The sequence below is a fragment of the Marinobacter sp. KM021 genome, assembly GCF_050707965.1.
In the GTDB taxonomy this organism is placed as follows: Bacteria; Pseudomonadota; Gammaproteobacteria; order Pseudomonadales; family Oleiphilaceae; genus Marinobacter; species Marinobacter shengliensis.
Window position 1 is genome coordinate 4249834 of record NZ_CP136129.1, and the last position, 21539, is coordinate 4271372.

14 protein-coding genes are annotated in these 21539 nt (G+C 57.6%); 7 read left to right on the forward strand and 7 right to left on the reverse strand.

Features of this window, described 5'->3' with window-relative positions; genetic code table 11:
* Positions 1-69: 69 nt before the first annotated feature.
* The gene (locus RVM24_RS19815; protein ID WP_431474635.1) at positions 70-954 is read right to left on the reverse strand and encodes a universal stress protein; all 885 of its coding nucleotides are present in this window, start codon (positions 952-954) and stop codon (positions 70-72) included.
* A 183-nt stretch (positions 955-1137) separates the two neighbouring features.
* On the opposite strand from RVM24_RS19815, the gene gmk reads away from it, so the two are divergent.
* The 4 genes from gmk (at position 1138) to RVM24_RS19835 (ending at position 4847) form a co-directional block, all read left to right on the forward strand.
* Entirely contained in the window at positions 1138-1770 is a 633-nt protein-coding gene (gene gmk / locus RVM24_RS19820; protein ID WP_061332570.1) for a guanylate kinase, read from the forward strand.
* A gap of 87 nt (positions 1771-1857) precedes the next feature.
* Positions 1858-2070 carry a DNA-directed RNA polymerase subunit omega gene (gene rpoZ, locus RVM24_RS19825; RefSeq protein ID WP_058091993.1) on the forward strand — a complete coding sequence of 71 codons (213 nt, stop codon included), beginning with the start codon at positions 1858-1860 and terminating at the stop codon, positions 2068-2070.
* Positions 2071-2241: 171 nt separating this feature from the next.
* Positions 2242-4383 (forward strand): RelA/SpoT family protein, encoded by a 2142-nt coding sequence (locus RVM24_RS19830; RefSeq protein WP_431474636.1) that lies wholly within the window; start codon positions 2242-2244, stop codon positions 4381-4383.
* Positions 4384-4460: 77 nt separating this feature from the next.
* Positions 4461-4847, forward strand: a complete 387-nt coding sequence (locus tag RVM24_RS19835) for a RidA family protein (RefSeq protein ID WP_011784170.1) — start codon at positions 4461-4463, stop codon at positions 4845-4847.
* On the opposite strand, the gene RVM24_RS19840 is transcribed toward RVM24_RS19835, so the two are convergent.
* Entirely contained in the window at positions 4840-5709 is an 870-nt protein-coding gene (locus tag RVM24_RS19840; protein WP_230713487.1) for a sugar nucleotide-binding protein, read from the reverse strand. The two genes, RVM24_RS19835 and RVM24_RS19840, sit on opposite strands and share 8 nt — an antisense overlap.
* A 76-nt stretch (positions 5710-5785) precedes the next feature.
* On the opposite strand from RVM24_RS19840, the gene RVM24_RS19845 reads away from it, so the two are divergent.
* The 3 genes from RVM24_RS19845 (at position 5786) to RVM24_RS19855 (ending at position 10318) form a co-directional block, all read left to right on the forward strand.
* Positions 5786-6745, forward strand: coding sequence for a hydrogen peroxide-inducible genes activator (locus RVM24_RS19845; protein WP_058091990.1), 960 nt, complete (start codon positions 5786-5788; stop codon positions 6743-6745).
* A gap of 8 nt (positions 6746-6753) precedes the next feature.
* Positions 6754-8829 (forward strand): ATP-dependent DNA helicase RecG, encoded by a 2076-nt coding sequence (recG, locus tag RVM24_RS19850; RefSeq protein ID WP_431474637.1) that lies wholly within the window; start codon positions 6754-6756, stop codon positions 8827-8829.
* 118 nt (positions 8830-8947) lie between these two features.
* Positions 8948-10318: an HDOD domain-containing protein gene (locus RVM24_RS19855; protein ID WP_431474638.1), complete on the forward strand. Its 1371-nt coding sequence runs from the start codon at positions 8948-8950 to the stop codon at positions 10316-10318.
* Positions 10319-10595: 277 nt separating this feature from the next.
* Here the strand turns inward: RVM24_RS19855 and RVM24_RS19860 are convergent, their stop codons facing one another.
* The 5 genes from RVM24_RS19860 to RVM24_RS19880 all read right to left on the reverse strand — a co-directional run bounded on the left by RVM24_RS19860 (position 10596) and on the right by RVM24_RS19880 (position 21537).
* Positions 10596-11054: a DUF2489 domain-containing protein gene (locus RVM24_RS19860; RefSeq protein WP_431474639.1), complete on the reverse strand. Its 459-nt coding sequence runs from the start codon at positions 11052-11054 to the stop codon at positions 10596-10598.
* Positions 11055-11079: 25 nt separating this feature from the next.
* Positions 11080-13374, reverse strand: a complete 2295-nt coding sequence (locus RVM24_RS19865; protein WP_431474640.1) for a molybdopterin oxidoreductase family protein — start codon at positions 13372-13374, stop codon at positions 11080-11082.
* Between the two features lie 152 nt (positions 13375-13526).
* Positions 13527-16763 carry an Ig-like domain-containing protein gene (locus RVM24_RS19870; protein ID WP_431474641.1) on the reverse strand — a complete coding sequence of 1079 codons (3237 nt, stop codon included), beginning with the start codon at positions 16761-16763 and terminating at the stop codon, positions 13527-13529.
* A 13-nt stretch (positions 16764-16776) separates the two neighbouring features.
* Entirely contained in the window at positions 16777-18114 is a 1338-nt protein-coding gene (aupA, locus tag RVM24_RS19875) for an alkane uptake protein AupA (RefSeq protein WP_431474642.1), read from the reverse strand.
* Positions 18115-18474: 360 nt separating this feature from the next.
* Positions 18475-21537: an Ig-like domain-containing protein gene (locus tag RVM24_RS19880; RefSeq protein WP_431474643.1), complete on the reverse strand. Its 3063-nt coding sequence runs from the start codon at positions 21535-21537 to the stop codon at positions 18475-18477.
* Positions 21538-21539: the final 2 nt, after the last annotated feature.

Genomic DNA, 21539 nt, shown 5'->3' on the forward strand with positions numbered 1-21539 from the left:
TTATTCGTCGAGCAGGTGCAAAACCTTGAATGATTGTCGCGGGCCGGAGTAGACCGGCCCGTTTCTGCCTTATTCTTTCTCGGCCGGTTTAATGGCCACGAGATCGGTTCTCAGGTGAGTCAGCACTTTCTCAGCCGTATTGCCGACAACTTTGGCCGCCAGACCGGTTTTGCCGGTGGTGCCCATGACCACCATATCAGCCTTGATTTTGTTGGCGACACTCGGGATCACTTTTTGTGCCGGGCCAGCGACAATGTGAACCTGCTCCGGGTTCAGGTGCCAGGTGTTGCGCAGGTGTTCGATTCTGGGCTTCAGTTCTTCCTCGCGCTTGCGTGTATAGGCGGCGGTATCAATGATGTCCAGATCAGCCAGCACCACCGATGTGTGGAGCGCATGCACCAGGTGCAGTTTGGTATCCATGGCCTTGGCCAGCCGCCAGGCATGATCAATAATCCGGTTGTTCAGGGCCCGTTTAACCGGCTTCTCCGAACTCAGGTCAATGGCGGCCAGAATCGGGTGTGCTTTCTTCCATTTGTTGTCTGCCACCAGCATTACCGGCGCCGGGCATTCACGAATCAGGTGCCAGTCGGTGGGTGTGTACAGGAACGTCTCGGATCGATGCCCGGTTTTCACCACGGCGCTGATATTCTCGCGTTCGCAATGCTCGTTAATCCATTGGTGAATCTGCTTGGCCCAGACCGTGTGGGCGACCACGTTCAGGTCGTCGCAGTCTGCCAGTGCCAGCATTTTCTCCAGCCATTCCTGGCGTAACTCGATCAGTGCCGTGCGTGCATTGTTCTGAACCACCGGGTCGGCGGGAAGGGCGTCGAGATATTCATGCACGAAGGCCACGATTTCGAGGCTGGCGCCGGTTGCCCGGGCCAGTTCAATACCCCGGCTCAGTGCGGTCTGGTGCTTGTGTTTCGGGTCCATGATGATCAGGAGTTTGTCCATTCCGGGCTTCCACTAATCGGCAGATTCAGGGTGAGGGGCTGATGGCCCCGATGTCTGGGTTTAACGCGCTATATTATCAGTAGAACACGGCTCGGGATGCGCATATAAGTCAAACCCCGTATAATTCACGGTTTTCTCGCAGGCCCCCGGGGCTGCGCAAACTGTATTTGGAGTCAGTAAGCCATGAGCCAGGCCGGTGAGCAGGGTACCCTGTTTGTAATTTCCGCTCCCTCGGGCGCGGGCAAAACCAGCCTTGTCGCGGAAATGCTCCGTCAGGATTCGCAGCTGGGTGTGTCGGTGTCTCACACCACCAGGCCCATGCGCACCGGCGAGCAAGACGGCGTGAATTACCACTTCGTCAGCCGTGATGAGTTCGAGGCGATGATTGCCGAGGGCGATTTCCTGGAGCATGCCGATGTTTTCGGTAATTACTACGGCACCTCTCATGCGTGGGTCCGCGAGACCCTGGCGACAGGTCAGGATGTTATCCTGGAAATTGACTGGCAGGGCGCCGAGCAAGTTCGCCGCCTGGTTCCCGAGTGCGTCAGTATCTTTATTGTACCGCCCTCTGCGGAGGTGCTGCGTGAGCGCCTGATTGGCCGCGGCACCGATGCGCCGGAGGTGATTGAGCGCCGGTTGGCAGAGGCGGAAGAAGAGTGCCGGCACGCTGCCGAGTTTGACTACCTGGTGGTAAACGACGATTTCGGCGTGGCATTGGCCGACCTGCTGGCCATCACCCGCGCCCAGCGGCTGAAAATGTCGGTGCAACAGTTGCGCCACGGCAAACTGCTGGCGGGTCTTGTCAGTCGGGACTGAATCTGGTTTTCCCTGTATACAAATTGAACCAGGGGCAGTAAACTACGCGGTCTGCTAAATCAGTGATTCTTTTTGTCGGGGAAGATAATGGCACGAGTTACCGTTGAAGATTGTCTGGAAAACGTTGATAACCGCTTCCAGCTGGTCATGCTGGCCACCAAGCGCGCCCGCCAGATTGCCACCAAAGGTTCAGAGCCTATGGTTGCTGAAGAGAATGACAAGCCGACGGTTATCGCCCTGCGTGAAATTGCCGAAGGTAAAGTTACTCGCGATCTGCTGACCGAAGACGACGACGAGTAAAATCGCCGGCAGGAGTGCGTACATTTACCTGCCAGCGATTGAGACCCATTGAAATCTGTCACCGCAGTTTTATAGTGTAGCTATAGAAACCTGCTGGAAGGACAAGGGAAGGCCCGGATGCATGCATTCGGGCTTTTTTGTCCCTGGCGAACAGAGAACACTGGAGGCGCGGTGTCGGAAGAGGCAACGGTTGAAGAACTGGCCAAAGAGCTCAGTTCGTATCTGGATACCAGTCGCATCAATCAGGTGCGAAGGGCTTACTATTACGCGGAGCAGGCCCATGAAGGGCAGATGCGTAAAAGTGGCGACCGTTACATTACCCACCCTCTGGCCGTAGCCCACATCCTTGCCGAGCTGAGACTGGACCATCAAAGCCTGATGGCGGCCATGCTCCATGACGTTATCGAAGATACTGGAATCCCCAAAGACGCGCTGACAGAACAGTTTGGTGAAGATGTCGCCGAGCTGGTGGACGGTGTCTCAAAACTGACCCAGATTGAATTCCGCTCCCGAGCCGAAGCCCAGGCCGAGAACTTCCAGAAAATGACGCTGGCCATGGCCAAGGATATCCGGGTAATCCTGGTCAAACTGGCAGACCGCCTGCACAACATGCGCACGTTGGGGCCGATGCCCTATGAAAAGCGCCAGCGCATCGCCACCGAAACCCTGGATATCTATGCCCCGATTGCGAACCGGCTCGGGATGCATGCCATCTCCACAGAGCTGGAAGATCTTGGCTTCTCCTCGCTGTACCCAATGCGGTCCAGGTACATTTCCAAGGCGGTCGACAAGCTGCGGGGCAGTCATCGAGAGATCATTGATGAGATTCGGGGCAAGCTGCAGGAGAAACTGGAAGAACGGGGTTTGCCCGGGCGCATTCAGGGCCGGGAGAAACACCTGAACTCCATCTACAACAAGATGAAGTTCAAACAGAAATCCTTCCATGAAATCATGGATGTCTATGCGTTTCGGATCATCACAGACACGGAAGACGATTGTTACCGCATTCTGGGTGCCGTGCACAGCCTCTACAAACCGCTGCCGGGCCGCTTCAAAGACTATATTGCCATGCCCAAGGCCAACGGCTACCAGTCGTTGCACACAACCCTGTTCGGCATGCACGTGAACATCGAAATCCAGATCCGCACCGAGGAAATGGAGCACATCGCCAATAACGGTATCGCCGCGCACTGGATGTACAAAACCGACGATTCCGGAGTCACCAACATCAATCAGTCTAGGGTTGACCGCTGGGTGAAAGGGTTGATGGAAATGCGGGAGCGGGCGGATGACTCCATGGAGTTTATCGAGCACGTAAAGGTTGACCTGTTCCCTGACGAGATCTACGTGTTCACGCCCAAAGGGCGCATCATGGAATTGCCCAGCGGCGCCACAGCGGTTGACTTTGCCTACGCCATTCACACCGATATCGGTAACGCTGCGGTTGCCTGCCGGATCAACCGCAACCTCGCCTCCCTGAGCCAGCCGCTGCAAAGTGGTCAGACCGTCGAGATCATCACTGCGCCCGGCGCCAAGCCGAACCCCGCCTGGTTGAGCTTTGTGGTCACCGGTAAGGCCCGAAGCAGCATTCGACATGTGTTGAAAACCCGCAAGCGGGCAGAGTCCATCGAGCTGGGCAGAACCCTGCTGAAGAAGTCGCTGAAAGGATTCGGTGCAAAACTGGCGGACATCAGCGATGCCCAGAAACAGGCTGTGGTGAACCACAATCAAGTCAACAGTTTTGATGACCTGATCGGCGATATCGGGCTGGGCAATCGCATGGCTTACCTGGTGGCGCGGCAGCTGGTATCTGGCAACGAAGCGCTGGATGGTCCGGCCAGTCTGGAGAATGTGGAGGTCGACAAACAGGGTGCGGTGACCATTCGCGGTACGGAAGGCATGCTGGTGCGCTTTGCCAACTGCTGCAAGCCGATTCCGGGCGACCCGGTGGTCGGCATGATGGATTCCGGCAACGGCATGGTCATTCATTCCGACACATGCTCCCGTCTGCCGGAAGACGACGAAGGCCGTGCCCGCCTGACCCACCTGAAATGGGCCAAAGACATCACCGATGAGTTCTCAGTGGAGCTGCGCGTAGAGCTGGAGCGTCAGCGCGGTGTGATTGCAGAAATGGCCAATGCCGTTGCCATGGCCGATGGCAACATCGAGCGGATCAACGTGGAAGAGCAGAATGCCAAGTTCGGTATTGTCAGCCTGGTGGTTCACGTGAATGGCCGTAAACACCTGGCACGGGTGATGCGCCGGGTGCGCAACATTCGGGCGGTGACCCACATCAGCCGGGTTCGCCACTGACCAGACCGAGGTATGGTTGACAGTGGCCACGGCGAAGGGTGACGATTGGCGTTTTGAACGAGAGGAAATTACAGGTCATGACCAACAAATCTGTCATCCAGACTGAAAACGCCCCTCAGGCGATTGGTACATATTCCCAGGCGGTGAAAGCCGGGGACACCGTGTATTTGTCTGGCCAGATTCCGCTGGACCCGGAAACCATGGAAGTGGTCGCAGGTGACTTCGCCGCCAAGACCCGCCAGGTGTTTGAAAACCTGAAGGCTGTTTGCGAGGCCGCAGGCGGTGAGCTGAAAGACATCGTCAAACTGAACATTTACATGACCGACCTGGCCAACTTTGCCACCGTGAATGAAATCATGGCGACCTATTTCCAGGAACCCTACCCGGCACGGGCTGCCGTGGGCGTGGCAGCGTTGCCGAAAGGTGTGCCTGTGGAAATGGAAGCCGTGATGGTGCTCAGCTAAGGCCGTCGATCAGTTCCCGGTATCCTGTCTTGTAATCGGGGTACCGGAACTCAAAGCCGGTGGCCAGCAGGCGCTGATTGCTGCATCGCTTGCTGCCAGCTCTGCCGCCCTTACGGGCACCCTCCACCGGATCTTTACACGGCACCTGCCGCCGAACCCACGCTACCACGTCATCCAGCCGCACCGGCTCGCAATCACTACCAATGTAGAGATCGTCCAGTGGTTCTCCCTTCATGGCTTTCTCTGTCAGCCAGGCGACCGCCCGGGCCGCATCCTGCTCGTGAATCCGGTTGCTGAACGGGGCAGGGGGCTCTGGGTTCATTCGCCCTTCAAGAACCTCCTCCAGAAAGCGTTGCCGGCTGTGGCCGTAAATACCGCTGAACCGGACCACGGTGGCCGGGTGAATACTGTTCAGGGCGGTCTCTTCGCCTTCGAGAATGAGTTGCCCGGTGAAGCGGTCTGGCCTGGCCTCACTGTGTTCATCCACCCAGCTGTCGTCGTTCTGGGCGTACACGCTGGTGCTGCTGATGAACAGGAGCTTGGTTAATTTATTCGGACCCTGGGCATTGATCAGGTTCTGTAATCCGGTGACGTAGGCATCCCGGTAACCCGGTTCGTCGTAGCTTGATGGTGTCAGGCAATAAATCACCACATCAAGATTTTCTGGTAGCTGGCCCTTCAGTGTGTCTGGCCGGGTCAGGTCGGCACCTATACCTGTAACCCCGGGCGGTACCTTGTGTGGGTTCCGGCGCAAGCCGTACACGTCAGCCGTCTTCGCCAGCAAGGAGGCGATGTCGCCACCCAGCTTGCCGCAGCCCGCCACCAGGATTCGCGTTGAATGTTTGCGATCCGTCATTGCCATAGACAATTTCAATCCTTATGCTTTCGCTGATAAAGTATGTGAAACTTCGACCTGCACCCTGTGACCGGAGCTCACCATGACACTCACCGAGTTACGATACGTCGTTACGCTTGCCCGGGAAAGGCATTTTGGCCGCGCGGCAGAGCGTTGTCACGTCAGTCAGCCCACGTTGAGTGTGGCGGTTAAAAAGCTGGAAGATGAGCTCGGCATTCCGTTGTTTGAGCGGAGCAAAAGCAGTATCCGGGTGACGGAAGTGGGCCAGCGGATTATCGAACAGGCCCAGCGGGTTCTGGACCAGGTGGGCGTCATCAAGGACATGGCCCAGGACGGCAAGAATCAGCTCAACTCGCCGCTCAAGGTGGGTGCCATCTACACCATTGGTCCCTATCTGTTCCCGCACCTGTTGCCGGAGTTGCGCCGCGCCGCGCCGGAAATGCCGCTCTACATAGAAGAGAACTACACCGCCAACCTGCGCCAGAAACTCCGGCATTCCGATCTTGATGCCATCATCATTGCTTTGCCATTTGAAGAGCCGGAGGTGGTCACGCTGCCGCTGTATGATGAGCCCTTCGTGGTGTTGCTGCCGGCTGACCACCCGCTGACGGCGAAGGACCAGATCACGGCGGAAGAGATGTCCAAGGAGCAGCTTCTGTTGTTGGGGCCGGGCCACTGTTTCCGGGACCAGGTGCTGGAATCCTGCCCGCCATTGGTTGATGCCATCACCAAGCGCACTGACAACGGCCAACCTGAACTGGTTACTGAAGGCAGTTCTCTGGAAACCATCAGGCACATGGTAGCTTCCGGGTTAGGGATCACTGTATTACCCCTGTCTGCCGCCACCGCCATCAAATACCAGGAAGATATCCTGGCGGTGCGCCCGTTTGCGCCGCCGGTACCCTTCCGCACGGTCGCCCTGGCCTGGCGCGTAACCTTCCCCCGCCCGAAAGCCATTGATGTGTTGTCGCTGGCGGCCAGCCAGTGCCGAGTGATGGAAAAGGCGAAAACGGCAACGCCGGTGGTCGCTGAGCGCGCCTGAGGGCTGTTATGACGTCACTGGACGACATTTCCGTTACCCAGCTCAAGGGCGTAGGAAGCGCCCTCGCGGAGAAGCTCGCCAAGCTGGGTATCCATTCCATTCAGGACCTCCTGTTTCATCTGCCCTATCGCTACGAAGACCGAACCCGCGTAGTCCCCATGGGCAGTTTGCGCATCGGCGACGTGGCGGTGGTCGAAGGCGAAGTCATGAAGGCCGACCTGGTAATGGGGCGCCGTCGATCGCTTCAGGTTACCCTGCGGGATGACAGTGGTTTTCTGGTGATGCGGTTCTTCCACTTTAACGCAGCCCAGAAAAACCAGCTGACTGAAGGCGCGCGGGTTCGTTGTTTCGGTGAGGTTCGCCCCGGCCGGGCCGGTTATGAGTTCTATCACCCCGAATACCAGGTTAATCCGCCACCCATGGCAGCTGCCGGTGAGGCGACACTGACTCCGGTCTACCCGCTGACCGAGGGCATTCAGCAGCCCCGGGTGCGAGGCCTGTGCCAGCAGGCCCTGGGTTATCTGGCCCGTTTCCCGATCAAGGAGTGGTTGCCGCCGTCACTGTTATCAGACTATCAACTGCCTGGTATTACTGACGCGGTCAAACTGGTGCATTCTCCTCCTGCCGATGCGGCGGTGCATTTGCTGATGGAGGGCCGGCACCCGGCCCAGCAGCGCCTGGTGATGGAGGAATTGCTGGCCCATCAACTCAGCCTGTTGCAGGTGCGTGAGCAGATTCAGGCCCGGGCGGCGCTCCCACTGTTGCCGACCGGTGACTTGCCGGAGCAGTTCCTTGAGCAACTGCCGTTCAGCCTGACTGGCGCCCAGAAGCAGGTGATGAAGGAGATCCGACAAGACCTCAGTCAGCCGGTGCCCATGCTGCGCCTGGTTCAGGGCGATGTTGGTTCCGGAAAAACTGTGGTGGCAGCTCTGGCAGCGCTACAAGCCATTGGCTCGGGTGCCCAGGTAGCCCTGATGGCACCGACGGAGATTCTGGCCGAACAACATCTCCGGAACTTCCAGGGTTGGCTTGCCCCTTTAGGGATTGAACTCGCCTGGTTGTCTGGCAAGGTCAAGGGCAAGGCACGTCAGGAGGCTTTGGCAGCGGTTGCTTCCGGCCAGGCGCAGGTGGCCATCGGTACCCATGCGTTGTTCCAGGACGAGGTTCAGTTCCAGCGCCTGGCCCTGGTGATTGTCGATGAACAACACCGTTTTGGTGTACACCAGCGCCTGGCGCTTCGCGAGAAAGGCGTCGGCGGTCAGTTGGCCCCCCATCAGTTGATCATGACCGCAACGCCGATCCCTCGAACCCTGGCCATGAGTGCCTACGCCGACCTGGACACCTCGGTGATTGACGAACTGCCGCCCGGCCGGAAGCCGATAGAAACCGTTGTGCTGCCGGATTCCCGCCGTGATGATATTGTTGAACGGGTGCGCACCGCCTGCCGTCAAGGGCGCCAGGCGTATTGGGTGTGTACTCTGATTGAGGAATCCGAAGCGCTACAGTGTCAGGCTGCAGAGGTGACAGCGCAGGAACTGGCGGAACGATTGCCAGATCTGAAAATCGGATTGGTCCATGGCCGGCTCAAAGCCGTAGATAAGGCCGGCGTAATGGAGCGCTTCAAAAACGGCGAGCTGGACTTGCTGGTGGCCACCACCGTGATTGAGGTGGGGGTTGATGTGCCCAATGCGTCGCTGATCATCATTGAGAACCCGGAGCGCCTGGGGCTGGCGCAACTGCATCAGCTGCGGGGGCGTGTGGGCCGGGGGGAACAGGCCAGTTTCTGTGTGTTGATGTATCACCCGCCGTTGTCGAATAACGGAAAAGCAAGGTTACAGGCGCTCAGAGACAGCCAGGATGGTTTCTTTATTGCCGAAAAAGACCTTGAGATTCGTGGCCCTGGTGAAGTTCTGGGTACCCGCCAGACGGGCCTGATGCAGTTCAGGCTCGCGGACTTTGAACGGGACAAGGGCTGGATTGAACCCGTCAAAGAGATGGCGCCGGCGCTCATGCGACAGCCAGCTGTGGTGTCTGCTCTGATCAGGCGATGGCTCGGAGAAAATATTCGGTACGGCGAGGTTTAAGGCCAAAACCATACTCTGTTGGTACATTGTGGCCTGGCCTACTTTCTGCCCAGAGTTTGCTTGAAATTAGCTGCACAATGCAGCCAAATAGGTATCAAACCTTCTTTTGGAGAAAGCTATGGAGCTCCCTGTTGCGGTTCAGCAAGCGCTTGGCGACAGCGCCGCGGGGGTGTCGCTGAGAAATGCGAACCAGGTTCAGCCACAGCACCGGTTGCGTATGGTGCTGCTGAATGACAGTGAGGGAAATCTGCAGGCTATTTGCCGACGTGACGACTTGCTGGATCTTGAGGCTCTGAACAAACAGCTCGGCCGTGATCTGAGGATGATGCAGCGGCGCGAGCAGGTCCGGGTGCGCCAGCGCTCCGGATTACAGGAGTTGCCCGCCTTGCCATCGTTAACTGGCTGGCCGACCGTGATCGACCAGAGGGTGGATGACCTGGAATCCGTCGCCCTGGAATTGGCGGATCAGAAACTGGCGATCATGATGCCAGCGGCGGATTTCCGCCAATTGACCGCCAAGGCGGAACGCCATGACTTTGCGGTGGATACCGACACCATCTCTGTGAATCTCGACAATCACGGTGCTGATCGGGACCAGTTGCATTCTGCGCTGAAAAAATTTACTGGCCTGCGCATCCAGCAGCGGCTGGAGGATACCCTGGAATTGCCGCCACTGCCTGAGACCGCCCAGCGCATTATTCACCTTCGGGTAAACCCGAACGCGGTCATGGGTGACCTTGTGGATGTGGTAGAGAGCGATCCCAGCCTGGCAGCCCAGGTAGTAAGCTGGGCGTCGTCCTCGTTTTATGCCGCGGCGGGGCAGGTGCGCTCGGTGCACGATGCGGTGTCGCGGGTGCTGGGCTTTGATCTGGTGATGAACCTTGCTATGGGCCTGGCCCTTGGGCGGGCACTCAAACACCCGAAAGACCACCCGGATGGCTACGTGGATTACTGGCAGCAGGCCATCTGGCAGGCGCAATCGGCTGGCATTCTGGCGAGTATGATGCCCCGGGGCCGGCGCCCGATGTTTGGCCTGGCGTATCTGGCTGGCCTGTTGCACAACTTTGGCCACCTGGTGCTGGCCCAGGTGTTTCCTCCCCATTTCAAACTGGTTTGCCGCTCTCTGGAAGTGAACCCGCATATCGATTCCAGCGTGATCGAGCATTACCTTCTGGGCATCACCCGTGAGCAAATCTCCGCCCAGTTGATGGAAAACTGGGGCATACCCGACGAAGTAACCCTGGCCATCCGGTATCAAAAGAATCCCACCTACGATGGCCCCCACAGTGATTACGCGCGATTGCTTTGGCTGGGGCGTCAGTTGCTGACAGAACGAGGGGTTGCACTGGGGGCAGGAAAGCTGGCTGACGCTTCCGTATATGAGGAGTTGGGCCTGGATCGAGAGGCTGTGGAGGAACAGTTCGATGAGCTGGTCAACAGCAAAGACAGCATTATGACCATAGCCGGCATGATGGGCCAAGGCTCGTAAAAAAGCCGGCCTTGGAAGGCCGGCAAATTCAACCGCTTTGCAGAGTCGTCCAAACTTATCAGGAGACAACAACACAGGTTTCTGCCCCCGGATGCGTGGGGGCAGCGTCCTTGTTTAAAGTTAGACAAGCTACGGGAAAAGGAAAGCACCAAATGCTGCTTCGGAATCCATGAGCGCAACGTCAGGTTTGCCCGGAAACCAAACCTATTGATTTGCTTTGCTATATTTCTCCGGGCGCCCGGCCGTCAGTTACAAAAAATTACAAAATAGGCGCCGATCAATCGAAACGGTGGTGCCTTATGGCGGTCGCTGCCCGGCGCACCTCGTCTGAATGGGCCTGTTCGACAGCATGGCGTTCTTTATCCATCTTCTCGACAAAGCGGGTGTCGGTGGCCTGCCGGGCCCGATGAGTCGGCATGTGCTGAATCTTGTCGTGAACCTCCTGAAACACCCGGAACGGTGATTTTTCCAGCAGGTCCGGGGCAACGTGATCCAACAGGCCCTTGAGTCGCAGGCAAGCCTCGGAGCACTCCACCTGGTCTTCCTCCACCGCCATGGCAATAATCCGGATGCTCTCAATCATTTCGTCCCGGCGCTTGGCCTGGAACTCCTCTGATTTTTTCTGGCGCAACCGGTGTTCCGAGATCGCTCTGGCCTGGCGCCAGATGTAGAACAGCAGAATGCCTATGGCCACCAGGCCAATAACGATGATGACCAGCTGGAGCCCTCTGGGCATGATGTGTCTCCCTGTGGTGAATGTGTCAGGCCTGCTTGAGTTGCGCCTCAGTTTGCCAGACTTTGACACTCACTACCTGCCCATTTAACACGGATGTGCCGGAAACCGGGTCCACATCGGCGTCGTTGAGCACGTCATTGATGCTGGCGCCAGCATGGGCCGCCGCGGTGGACTGGCCGGTGCCCGGGCGATGATGACCCCAGCCATGGGGGATGGACACCACGCCGGGCATAATATCTTCGGTCACTTCCACCGGCAGGACCACTGATCGGCCGCCGGAGCCGATTTCCGCCTGCTGGCCATCAGTCAGCCCACGGGTTTTGGCATCCACTGGGTGCATCATCAGTGTGCAGCGGCTTTTGCCCTTCACCAGTCGCTGACTGTTGTGCATCCAGGAGTTATTGCTGCGCACATGGCGCCGGCCGATCAGCTGCAAGTCATCGGCTTTGCCGGGCTCCAGCAAGGCTTTCAGCCGTTCTACATCGGCAAGATATCGGCGTGGTGCCAGCTGTATCTTGCCATCCCGGGTATACAAGCGCTCTGGCAGCGAGGGTTGCAGGGGGCCAAGATCAACGCCGCTGGGATAGTCTTTCAGCAAGGACAATGACAAACCTTTGGGTAACTCCTGCCAGCGCCGATTCAGGGGGCTGAGTTTGGCCAGGCCTTTCAGGGGATGGCGCTTGGGCAAGCTGTCAATGGCCAGGTCCAGTGCCGGCTGAACCAGTTTGCCCGCCTTGCCCAGGTTGGCGCCGTAGGGGCCGGTGCGCAGCAGGGCGTCCAGAATCGGGTCTGGCCCCAGGGCTTTGAATGCCTTCCAGCCCAGTTCAGAGCGTAGCGGCAAACGTCCGCCTTTGCGGGCTTTTTCGAGGCGGTGGGCCAGTTCCAGAAGAATCTGCCAGTCGTGGCGAGCGTCTGCTACAGGTTCAAACAGGGCTTCGCTGTATTTGGCCACGTTGCGAACCGCAAACATGCTGAAAATCAGATCGTAATGGCTGCGCTCAAGCGCGGCGGTGGGCGGCAGTATCACGTCGGCGTGCCGGGTAGTTTCGTTCAGGTAGTAATCCACCGACACCATAAACTCGAGACCTTCGAGGGCCTCATCCAGCCGTTGTCCATTAGGGTTCGACAGAACCGGGTTCCCGGCCACGGTCACGAATGCACGGATCTGCCCGTCACCGGGGGTGAGCATTTCGTCGGCCATGGTGCTGGCTGGGTACTCGCCGGCGAACTCCGGCAACCCTCGAACCCGGCTGTGTCGCTTGGCAAAGTGCCCATTCTGGCCAGACAGGGCACCCAGAGCCACCAGATCAACGGCGGGTTGGGTAAACAGAACGCCGCCGGGAATATCCAGTTTGCCGGTCAGGATGTTGAGGCAGTAGGCCAACCAGGTGGTGGTGGCACCGAACGCCTGGGTGCTGGTGCCCATTCGGGTATACAGCGCGGCCTTGCGGGTGTTCGCCAAATCCCGGGCCAGCTGGCGAACGTCGTCTGCAGCAATGCCGGTGGGTTCTGCGACCGATTCCGGGCTGAAGCCAAGCGCAGCCAACCGCAGCAAATCCATGTCTTTCACCAGCCGCTCCGCAGCACCGGCATTGACCAGGTTTTCCGCAAACAGGGTATGTACCATGGCCATCAGCAACAGGGCATCGGTGCCGGGGCGAACAAAGTGGAACTGGTCCGCGAGTTTGGCGGTTTCGGTACGGCGGGGGTCGATCACGACCAGCTTGCCGCCACGCTGTTTCAGGGCTTTGATCCGCCCGCGTACGTCCGGCACCGTCATCAGGCTGCCATTGGAGGCCATCGGGTTGCCGCCAATGCAGATGAACAGGTCGGTGTTATCAATGTCCGGAATCGGGAACAGGATCTGGTGCCCGAACATTTCCAGGCTGGCCAGCATATGCGGAAGCTGGTCGTTGGAGGTGGCAGAAAACCGGTTCTGCGTGCCAATGGCATGCAAGAACGGCATGGTGGTCATCAGGGTGCCGTGGTTATGTACATTGGGGTTGCCCAGGTACACGCCGATGCTGTTGCGGCCGTGGCGTTTGCGAACGTCTGTGAGCCGCTCGGCTACCAGGTCAAAGGCTTCATCCCAGGAGATCTCCTGCCAGCCGTCGGCGGTTTTACGAATCGGCTTGCGCAGACGCTCGGTATCCTCATGCAGATCCTGCAAGGCAACCGCTTTCGGGCATATATGGCCCTGGCTGAGCGGGTCCTGCTCGTCGCCCTTGATGGAGGCAATCTTGCCATCCTGAACCTCAATGGCGACGCCACACATGGCCTCACAAAGATGACAGGTACGGTAGTGTGTGCCGTTTTGCATGGGGCTCTCCCGGAATTGTTGTTTTAGGTTTCAAGTTGCAACCAGATTATCAGGAAATGGCCGCCAGATGAAAGAACGGATGGTAAAGGGCAGCTGACCTTTGTTCATAAAAAAGGCCAGTCCGGAGACTGGCCTTGCAGGCAGGGCCTGGGTTAACGCTGAGCCGGTATTTCCTTTACCGGGTTGGAGATGAAGTTCAGGTAAACGCCTTGTTCCGGTATAACCAGAGGAATGGTGATGTCTCCTCTTTCCGTTTCCGTTGACGAGTCCGCAAGGCAAGTGACTATGCCAGTCAATCCCCTCTCTTCAACACATGCTGCATAGCTCAGGAACTCACCAATAATGGGCACCGTGACGTTAACCCGGACATCAATGCCTGGGCTGTTATTATTTCTTTGCTCAACCTGCATGCGTCCATCATCAAAGAACACGATGGGGCCATCGAGCTCAAGTGTTACCGGCTTGCTATAGAGATCGTGTGAGAGCGCTGAAGCAATGGGTAATGAGAGGTTCGGCGCGTCCAGGGTCAGATCAGCCGTAGTCATGAACGTGGGGTGTCCGTCTTCGCCCTCAACAATCAAACCCTCAACCAGCCCCATCGGGTTGTCTTCGGTTGGCTCGCCGTAGGTCATGCGCAGAATCTGCGGGCCGGTTGCCTGTTCTCCGAAGCCATCGAGGAATACGCTTGCGGAGGTTGTGGCCAGCATGGTCGGATAAAGCAGAACCCGAATGGCTTCCTCGCCGGTCTCCTCGTCCAACACTACCGTTCCCATGATTTCGGTATTAAGACCGTAGGTCTGATAGATGAATTTGTTCTCCGGACATTCCTCCGATGCTGAGCAACCGACGCTGGCACCAACTGGGATACCGAGTGCGCTGGCCTGATTGCCAATAACTCCCAGCTTGGCTGCGTTTGCCGAGGGCAGGAAACCTCCTGCGCCATCTTCCTCATGAGCAAAAGGCTCCAGACAATCAGCCGCACCGGGCGAGGTGCAGTCGATCACATAGTTGGAGTTGGTGTCTCGCACGGGCAGGTTGCGAAGCGGCGTAAACACACTATTAACCGCCTCCGTCCCACGGAAGTAGATCTCCATATCGGGCCCACCAACATCTTCTGGATCAACCAGGAGATCGGTTTGCAGCGGATAGCCTTGCTCTGAGCAGATGGCAGACTCGCAGTTCATGCCAGTGACAGACGCCATGGTGTAACGGTAATAGCTGCCGGGCTCCCAACCTTCATTGGGATAGAAACGAATGCGCTGATTGTTCTTTTCCAGTCGACCGGTGACTTCAGCAAAGTCGCCGGCTTCGCCGCGTTTTTCCACTTTAAAAGTGTCACCTAAACGGATGCTGTCCAAGTTCATGGACTGAGAGAATACGACCGTAATCGGCCGATCCTCTGGCAGGGTAGTGATCGGCAACACCTGACCAGCGGGGCCGTCAGGTGCTGCATCCAGACAGCGGCCGTGATTCGGGTTATCTGAATCAAGATTGACCGGTGTGGTAGCGCAGGGATAGCCGGGATAGGTGGTCAGTGCAATCGGTGAGACAAACTCAACGGTGGTCTCGGGATCATCCAAAGCCTCAAGAGAAAAATTCAGTGGCGCGAGTGCCACAGGGTTGCCCGCAAGGTCAGTGAGGCCGTTCACTTCCACAGAGTAGGGAACTCCGTGTTCCAAGCCACCCTCGGGATTAAGCACCAGAACGGTGCCATCAAGGTTATGATCGAAGGCGACGGGTGTTCCATTTGCCTTGAGCGTTACCCCGCTGCTGATAGATTCGGCATCCAGCGGCTCATCAAAGAATAGAATCACTGGATCACCCGGTCGCTGCATCGACTGACGGGTAGATGGGGTGGCATTCTCAGGGCCTGGCATCCAGCTCACCAGTTGCGGTGGTGTGTTGTCCAGCTCCCGCAGCGTATCTGCATCCAGGACTGAATCCACGTCTGTGGCGGCCTGCAAGTGGAAGGCAATAGTCGAATCGGTAAACTCCTGGCCCAGCAGGTTGGGCTCGACCATGCCGATGGCGTCGATGGTCAGCACGCCATTCTGTACCAGTGCAATCCCCCGCAGCTCCACACCCATCAGATCCTGAGACAGCGAGGCATTGGGCTGCGCTTCCTCGGTGTTCATGGAAACATCCATAAACAGGGTAATGTGACGCGGGGCATTCTGGTTGTCAGTGTAGGGGTTCGGGCTGAGGTAACCGGAGGCATCCGACAACATGGTGACCTTGATGTTCCCGGTGGTCTGCAGTTGTCCGGAGTCTGCATTCAGGATCGGCACCGCACCGCCGATCAGGACATCCAGGCTGGTGCTGTTCAGAACACTGCCTTTGGGCACACGCAAGGGCAGGGCCTCATCCGCCCTGAAGGCGGGGGCGTAGGCCAGCTCCGCGAACAGGTCCCCGGTTTGCTGGGAAGGACCAGCCACGCCCTGGAGCACCGAGTTCAGGGTTACGCCGTTGATAATCTGCCCATTCAGGATAGAGCGTTGGGCGGCATCTTCCGATGCTCCTTCACCAAGACCGGAATCCACCGCCGCCTGTTGAAGCACCACGGTCGGGCCGGTATCGCGGGGCTGGAAGCTGAATTCCTGGCTGAATCGGTCGCCATCCGGGCCATTGGTCAGGCTGGTCAGGTTGTTGAGCTTGAGTGTGTAAGTCTGGCCGGCTTCGAGAACATCCGCCTTGCTGCCGCAGTCTTCCGGGTCTGCCGTGACGCAGGGATCAACCGTAATGCGATTGCCTTTGACCAGAACAGTGGCCGGTACCGCCTGGTTGTCTGAGTCCAGCAGTTCGATGGTGCCGCCGAGCTTTTTCCAGTCCGGGTGGACAGGGTGGGTCATGGCCAGGCGAAAGGTGGAGAAGTTCATGGCCTGGAAGGCGCTCCCCTGATCTGGCACCTGCCAGGCCACCCGGAAGGTTTCGTCGGTATTGGTCAGGTTGGCGATGGCGGTAAAATCACCCCGGGTGTCGAACTGGATACCCGGTTCGCCGACCGCATTAGGCGTGGCGACGGTGCGACCGCCCTCCGCTGCCAGCGGCTGTTCGAAGGTGACGGAATAGCGGGTCAGGATATCTAACCTGCCAGTGGGCTGGAGCTTCAGGCTTTTGCCACCGTCGATTTTCTCGACGGAAAAGTCCTGAGAGCTATCGCCAGAACGGATACTGATTTTCTCACGGAGTGTGGCTTCATCATCGGTTATCGCATGTGAGAATCGCAGTACCAGCTCGGTTTTCGGACTCACATCGGCTTGTCCGTCCATCGGGAAGGAATACACCACAGAACCGGGCGCAGAGCGCTCACTCATGGTCTGTTCATCACTGCCGCCGCAGGCGGCGAGCAGAATTGCGGGAACGAGTGCCAGTATTTTATTGTATTTCATGGCCTTCCTCTCCTCAGAACTTCAGGGTGATGGAGCCGCTGACGACGTGGACGTCACCGTCTGCTGTCACATCGGTTTCATTGCCGTCAAAGTCGACCAGCGTGAAATCGCGCTTCTGCAGTTGCTGGTACTGATAGCCCAGGTCCAGCCGCACCGGGTAAGCCAACAGGCGGGTTCGGTCATAGGTGGCACTGATGCCAAGGCCAACGATGATTTTGTCGGTGTCCAGGTAGTTGAGTTCGGGATTACGCGTCGTTTTCAGCGGTGATTCTTCATAGGCAACACCACCTCGTACCGCGAAGTTCTTGTTCAACTGATATTCGCCGCCGAGGCGGGGAATGAGGATGTCGTCAAACCGGATACGGTTGCCCGGAGCGACAGAGCCCTGGTCCTTAATCGTGTCGCTGGCGAAAATATCTTCAAGCTCCGACCAGTTCTGCTGCTCGATACTACCGCCCACTCGCCAGCCGTCGCCGACATACTGTGTGCCAATAGCGAAGGTTTCCGGCTGGAAGGAGTCGATGGTGGTCACCGCCAGGCTCAGGCCCGGGTCTGGAATGGTCTGGGTAACGATGATGTTGGAGTCCACGGTGGTGGAGGCCGATGACTTGGTACGATAGGTGAACGCGGTCTCCCAGCCATCCAGGAAACAGTTGCTGTCTGGGCAGAAGGTGCTGCCAAGATCGACTCGGGTACCCAGAATGGTTTTCATGGAAGGCTCGGCGCTGACCGCCAGGCGCTCACGGCTGGTCTCACCGCCGAGGGTGGAAACCGCATCCAGGTTGGCGGTGGCTTCCAGAGTGATTCTGACCGAGGCGCCGACGGAAATACCGCGCCAAATCGGAGTGGCACCGCCGATATTCAGGAACAGAGGTTCACGGCCATACTGAAGGTACTGACCGGTTTCGCTGGTCTCGGACCCGAAGGCCAGCATTTCCTTGCCGTATTTCTCCACGCCGGCCACGAAGCCCAGGTAGATCGGGTGCTTGAAACGGGTCAGAGAGCCCAGGTTGGTTTTCATGCCGATCAACACGTGCTGGCTGGGTGAGCTTGATAGCACGTCGCCATCGGCATTGGGGTTCTTCGAACGCAACTCCTGCTCTGCATGGAGTATGCCGGCGGTCAACTCGCCGCGCTGGTCACTGGTCAATGACGCAGGATTGTAGTAGGTCGCGGACACCTGATCATTAAACATGGAGAGCGATTGAGCAGTGCCTACGTCAATGGGCATTACGCCGTAGCTGGTACCCAGGTTTCCCATGCTAGCGTGGGCATTAACGGACAGGCCGGCAGTGGTGGTGGCAATAGCAAAGGACAGTGCCCGCAGGGCAAAGCGATGAGAACCTATCATGTGTGAAGCTCCTGTTATTTTTGTCATTCAGGTGTTCATAAGCCGGCAATTATTCTGGCCGTTTTTTCGTACTTACACCTCTATGCTGGATGTTAGCCCGCTTGTCTTTTTGGGACGTTGGCCCGGATGACGCAAATTTGCGTCGAATTGAACACAGAATTTCCCACCTACATGGTTAGACAAAAACACGGAGCTGTGTAGATCAATTCGGGTCGGGATTGTTGGGGATTTGTGAGTAAATGTTTCTATGTGGCATGCGCTCGACATCAGCATGCAAGAACGCTCGGTACGGACGCTATGGCTTGGGAAGGGTGGGCGACTAATGAAAAAGAAAAGGCCGGCGAGTGCCGGCCTTGCGTTTTACGGTTGGGTAGATGGCGATATGTAGTTCAGGTAAAGCTGCTGTTCGGGTATTGTCAGTGCCAGCGAAGTGCGTGGGCCTAAGCCGAGGATGTTGCCCAAACCGCCCAGGGTGTTCCCGTCAATCACGATATTGGGGAGCTCAACGGCCTCGGTATTCCTTTGCACAATCTGCATGCGCCCATCGTCCAGAAAGGTGACGGGTCCCGAGAGCTTGAGGTTGTTAATCGGAAAGCTTCGCATATTGTGGTCAAGTTCGGTAAGGGGGATTTCCGGCTTCAGGTAAGGCGCGTCCATATAGAGGTCCAGCTCGGTTTCGAACGTAAGCACCCCCTCTCCATTGGTAAACAGATAGCCACTGATCAGCTCGTTCCGTTGTTCCCCTTCATAACGCATGCGCATCAGCATCGGGCCGGTCTTTATGCTGTGATGTTTGCCGACGAGCCAGGCCACCAGATCGGAAATGCTCACATTCACATCAAGTTCTGAGGTGTAGAGCACTGAGGGGTAAAGCTTCACCGGTACTCTTCCCTGGTCATCCGGTTGGCCGATGACGGCAACGTCCAACATCGCGGTCATGTAAATGAACTTCTCTTGTTCACAAGTCTGACCGACGCGGCATCCGATATTCGCATTGTCGACCAGCGTGCTGTCCACGCTTCCGGTTTTGTATCGAACCTGCCCCGAGTTCTCGATAGCGGCGTAGGTGCCAGACTCGCCTTGCTGAACCTTCTGTTCAGGATTGGTGATCTGAAAATCACTATTGATATCGGCCGTTGGGAGGTTCCGCAGAGGGGTCAGAACGCCCGGATTCTCTGGGCCGCCCATAAAGTAATTCTCCATGGCCGGGCCGCCGAAAGTTCGAGCGGAGGTGCGAATGGATTGGCTCAGTACCTGGGTCTGGAGTGGAAGATTGGCGACCGAGCGGATGCCATCTTCGCCAGATTCGAGGCGATAACGGTAGTGTGTGCCGGATTGCCAGCGGTCATTTGGAATTATTTTGAGTTCCTGTGGGCTTGTCTCAACGACAAAGTTGGTGAAGGCTTGCCACGCGCCGTCTTTAAACTCTTCCATTCGTACCGTATCGTCAGCGATGATCGAGTCGCTCTTCATGATCTGCGAGAAACGCACGATGATCGGCTGCTGGCCAGGATGGGTGTGAATTGGCAGCAAATCATCTGTGCTTCTGCCGCCAGCACACCGGCCCTGGTTGCCGGCCTCCGGATTCGCCGGAACGTTAACCTTGGCGCATGGATAACCGGGCAACGAGGTTAAAACCACGGGTGATTGGTTGCTCGGGTTGTCCTGATTGGTGCGCGGACGAGTAAACATCTTTTCTGTGGGCGCCAGGGCGTTGCCCGCAATATCGGTAATGCTGCCCGAAAGTGACAACCGGTACTCCCTGCCTCCCTCAAGAGGAGAATGTGGTGCCACTGACAGTGCGGATCCGTTGAGTGTTAGCGAAACCGGCGTTGGCTCGTTCGGATTGTCCACCGGATACAGAGTAACGGAGCTGCTTGTTACCGTGCTCGGGAGCAAAGGCTCGGAGAAGAACACCGTAAGAGGGTCGCCCGGAAGCAGTTTGTCCACTTCGGCAGCCGCAGGAGACCAACTCTTAACAAACGGAGCCTCCTGGTCAGCGAACTGTTCCTGTGTTGGAGCATCTGCCTCAAAGCGGAAGCCCTCCAGCCGGAACGAGATCAACCCTGAAGCCTTGTCCACGCCCATGACGTCGGGTTCGATAACGCCGACCGCTTCAATGGTCAAGGTGCCGTTTTCCACGATGGCTGTGCCCACCAGTTGAACGTGCAGCATCTGTTGGGCGAATGCGGCGTTGGCAGTCGGGTTGTCCGTGTTCAGGGCCATATCGATGAACAGTTCGACAAGCCGGGGAGCATCCTCTGCGTTGGTGTAGGGATTTGGCATCAGGAACCCGTTTGCGTCCGAAATAAAACGAACGCTCACGGCATCGGACTCAAAGCCGGCAGGAACAGCGCCGGCAACGTTGACTTCCACGCTTGAGCCCGTCATCAGAGAGCCCCGGCTTATCGCCAGGGGCACACTCTTGCCTTCCCTTTCGAACTTTGGAATGTAGCCCAGCTCGGCAAATACCACGCCGCCGGCAGTGGTAGGATTCTCCTCGCCCAGGAGTTGCGATTGCAGGTTCACGGTATTGAATTCTGCACCGGAAAGGGCAACTTCTCCGGGATTGGTGGCCGCTTTCTGGGCGGCAAACTGACGTTCGCCGTTCGGCGAACGGGTGTCCAGCGGCTGGAATGTCCAGGGGGCTTCCGCCGGCACGGTCAGTTTGGCGCCAAGTATTTCACTTTCAATGCCGTCGGTCACTTCGATGGAATAGGTTTGCGAAGGGTCCAGGTAGTCGTCCGGATCAATCGTCAACCGATGCCCCCGGAGGTACACTTCAGCTGGCACCAGTTCACCGTTGCTATCGCGCAGGCTGAAAGTGTCGCCATAGACCAACGTTGAGGCTTTCACCGGTTCGGTAAACTGAACCCGAAGCACCGACAGGTCGGTTGCAGGGTATCGGTCGTCATCAAGGGGGATAAATCGGGCAATTCGGAAGTCGATATCCTCAGCCTGGCTTAGCAGTGGCCCCTTGGCTGCCGGTTCGGTCTTGAAGACGATGCCATCGTTTGTGAGTGTGACAGCCTGGCCCGCCACTTCCAGGCCGTGTGCGGTGAGTGTGTACACCTGTCGAGGGGATAGCGGTTCAAGCGGCCTCACAGCCAGTCCTTTGTCGCCGGCGGTTAACGTCGCAGCGCCTAATGGAATGGTGTTGCCCTGGCTATCCTTCAGGGACAGGGTATTGGCGAGTTCGTCCTCGGGAGTGGTGATTCGATCAGTAAATCGCAGAAAAATGGGTGCTGACACGGGTACCGTACTGGTAAAAAGCTGTTGCCCGTTCGCCATAACCGGTGTGTCCGCCGGATAGGCGAAATACAGTTCCGGGGCTGCGGCTGGCTTGTTCACGGTTTGGCTGTCGCCACCGCAACCCACCAAAGCGAGACCTGCCACTGACAGTGCAAGAATTGTTTTTTTCATGG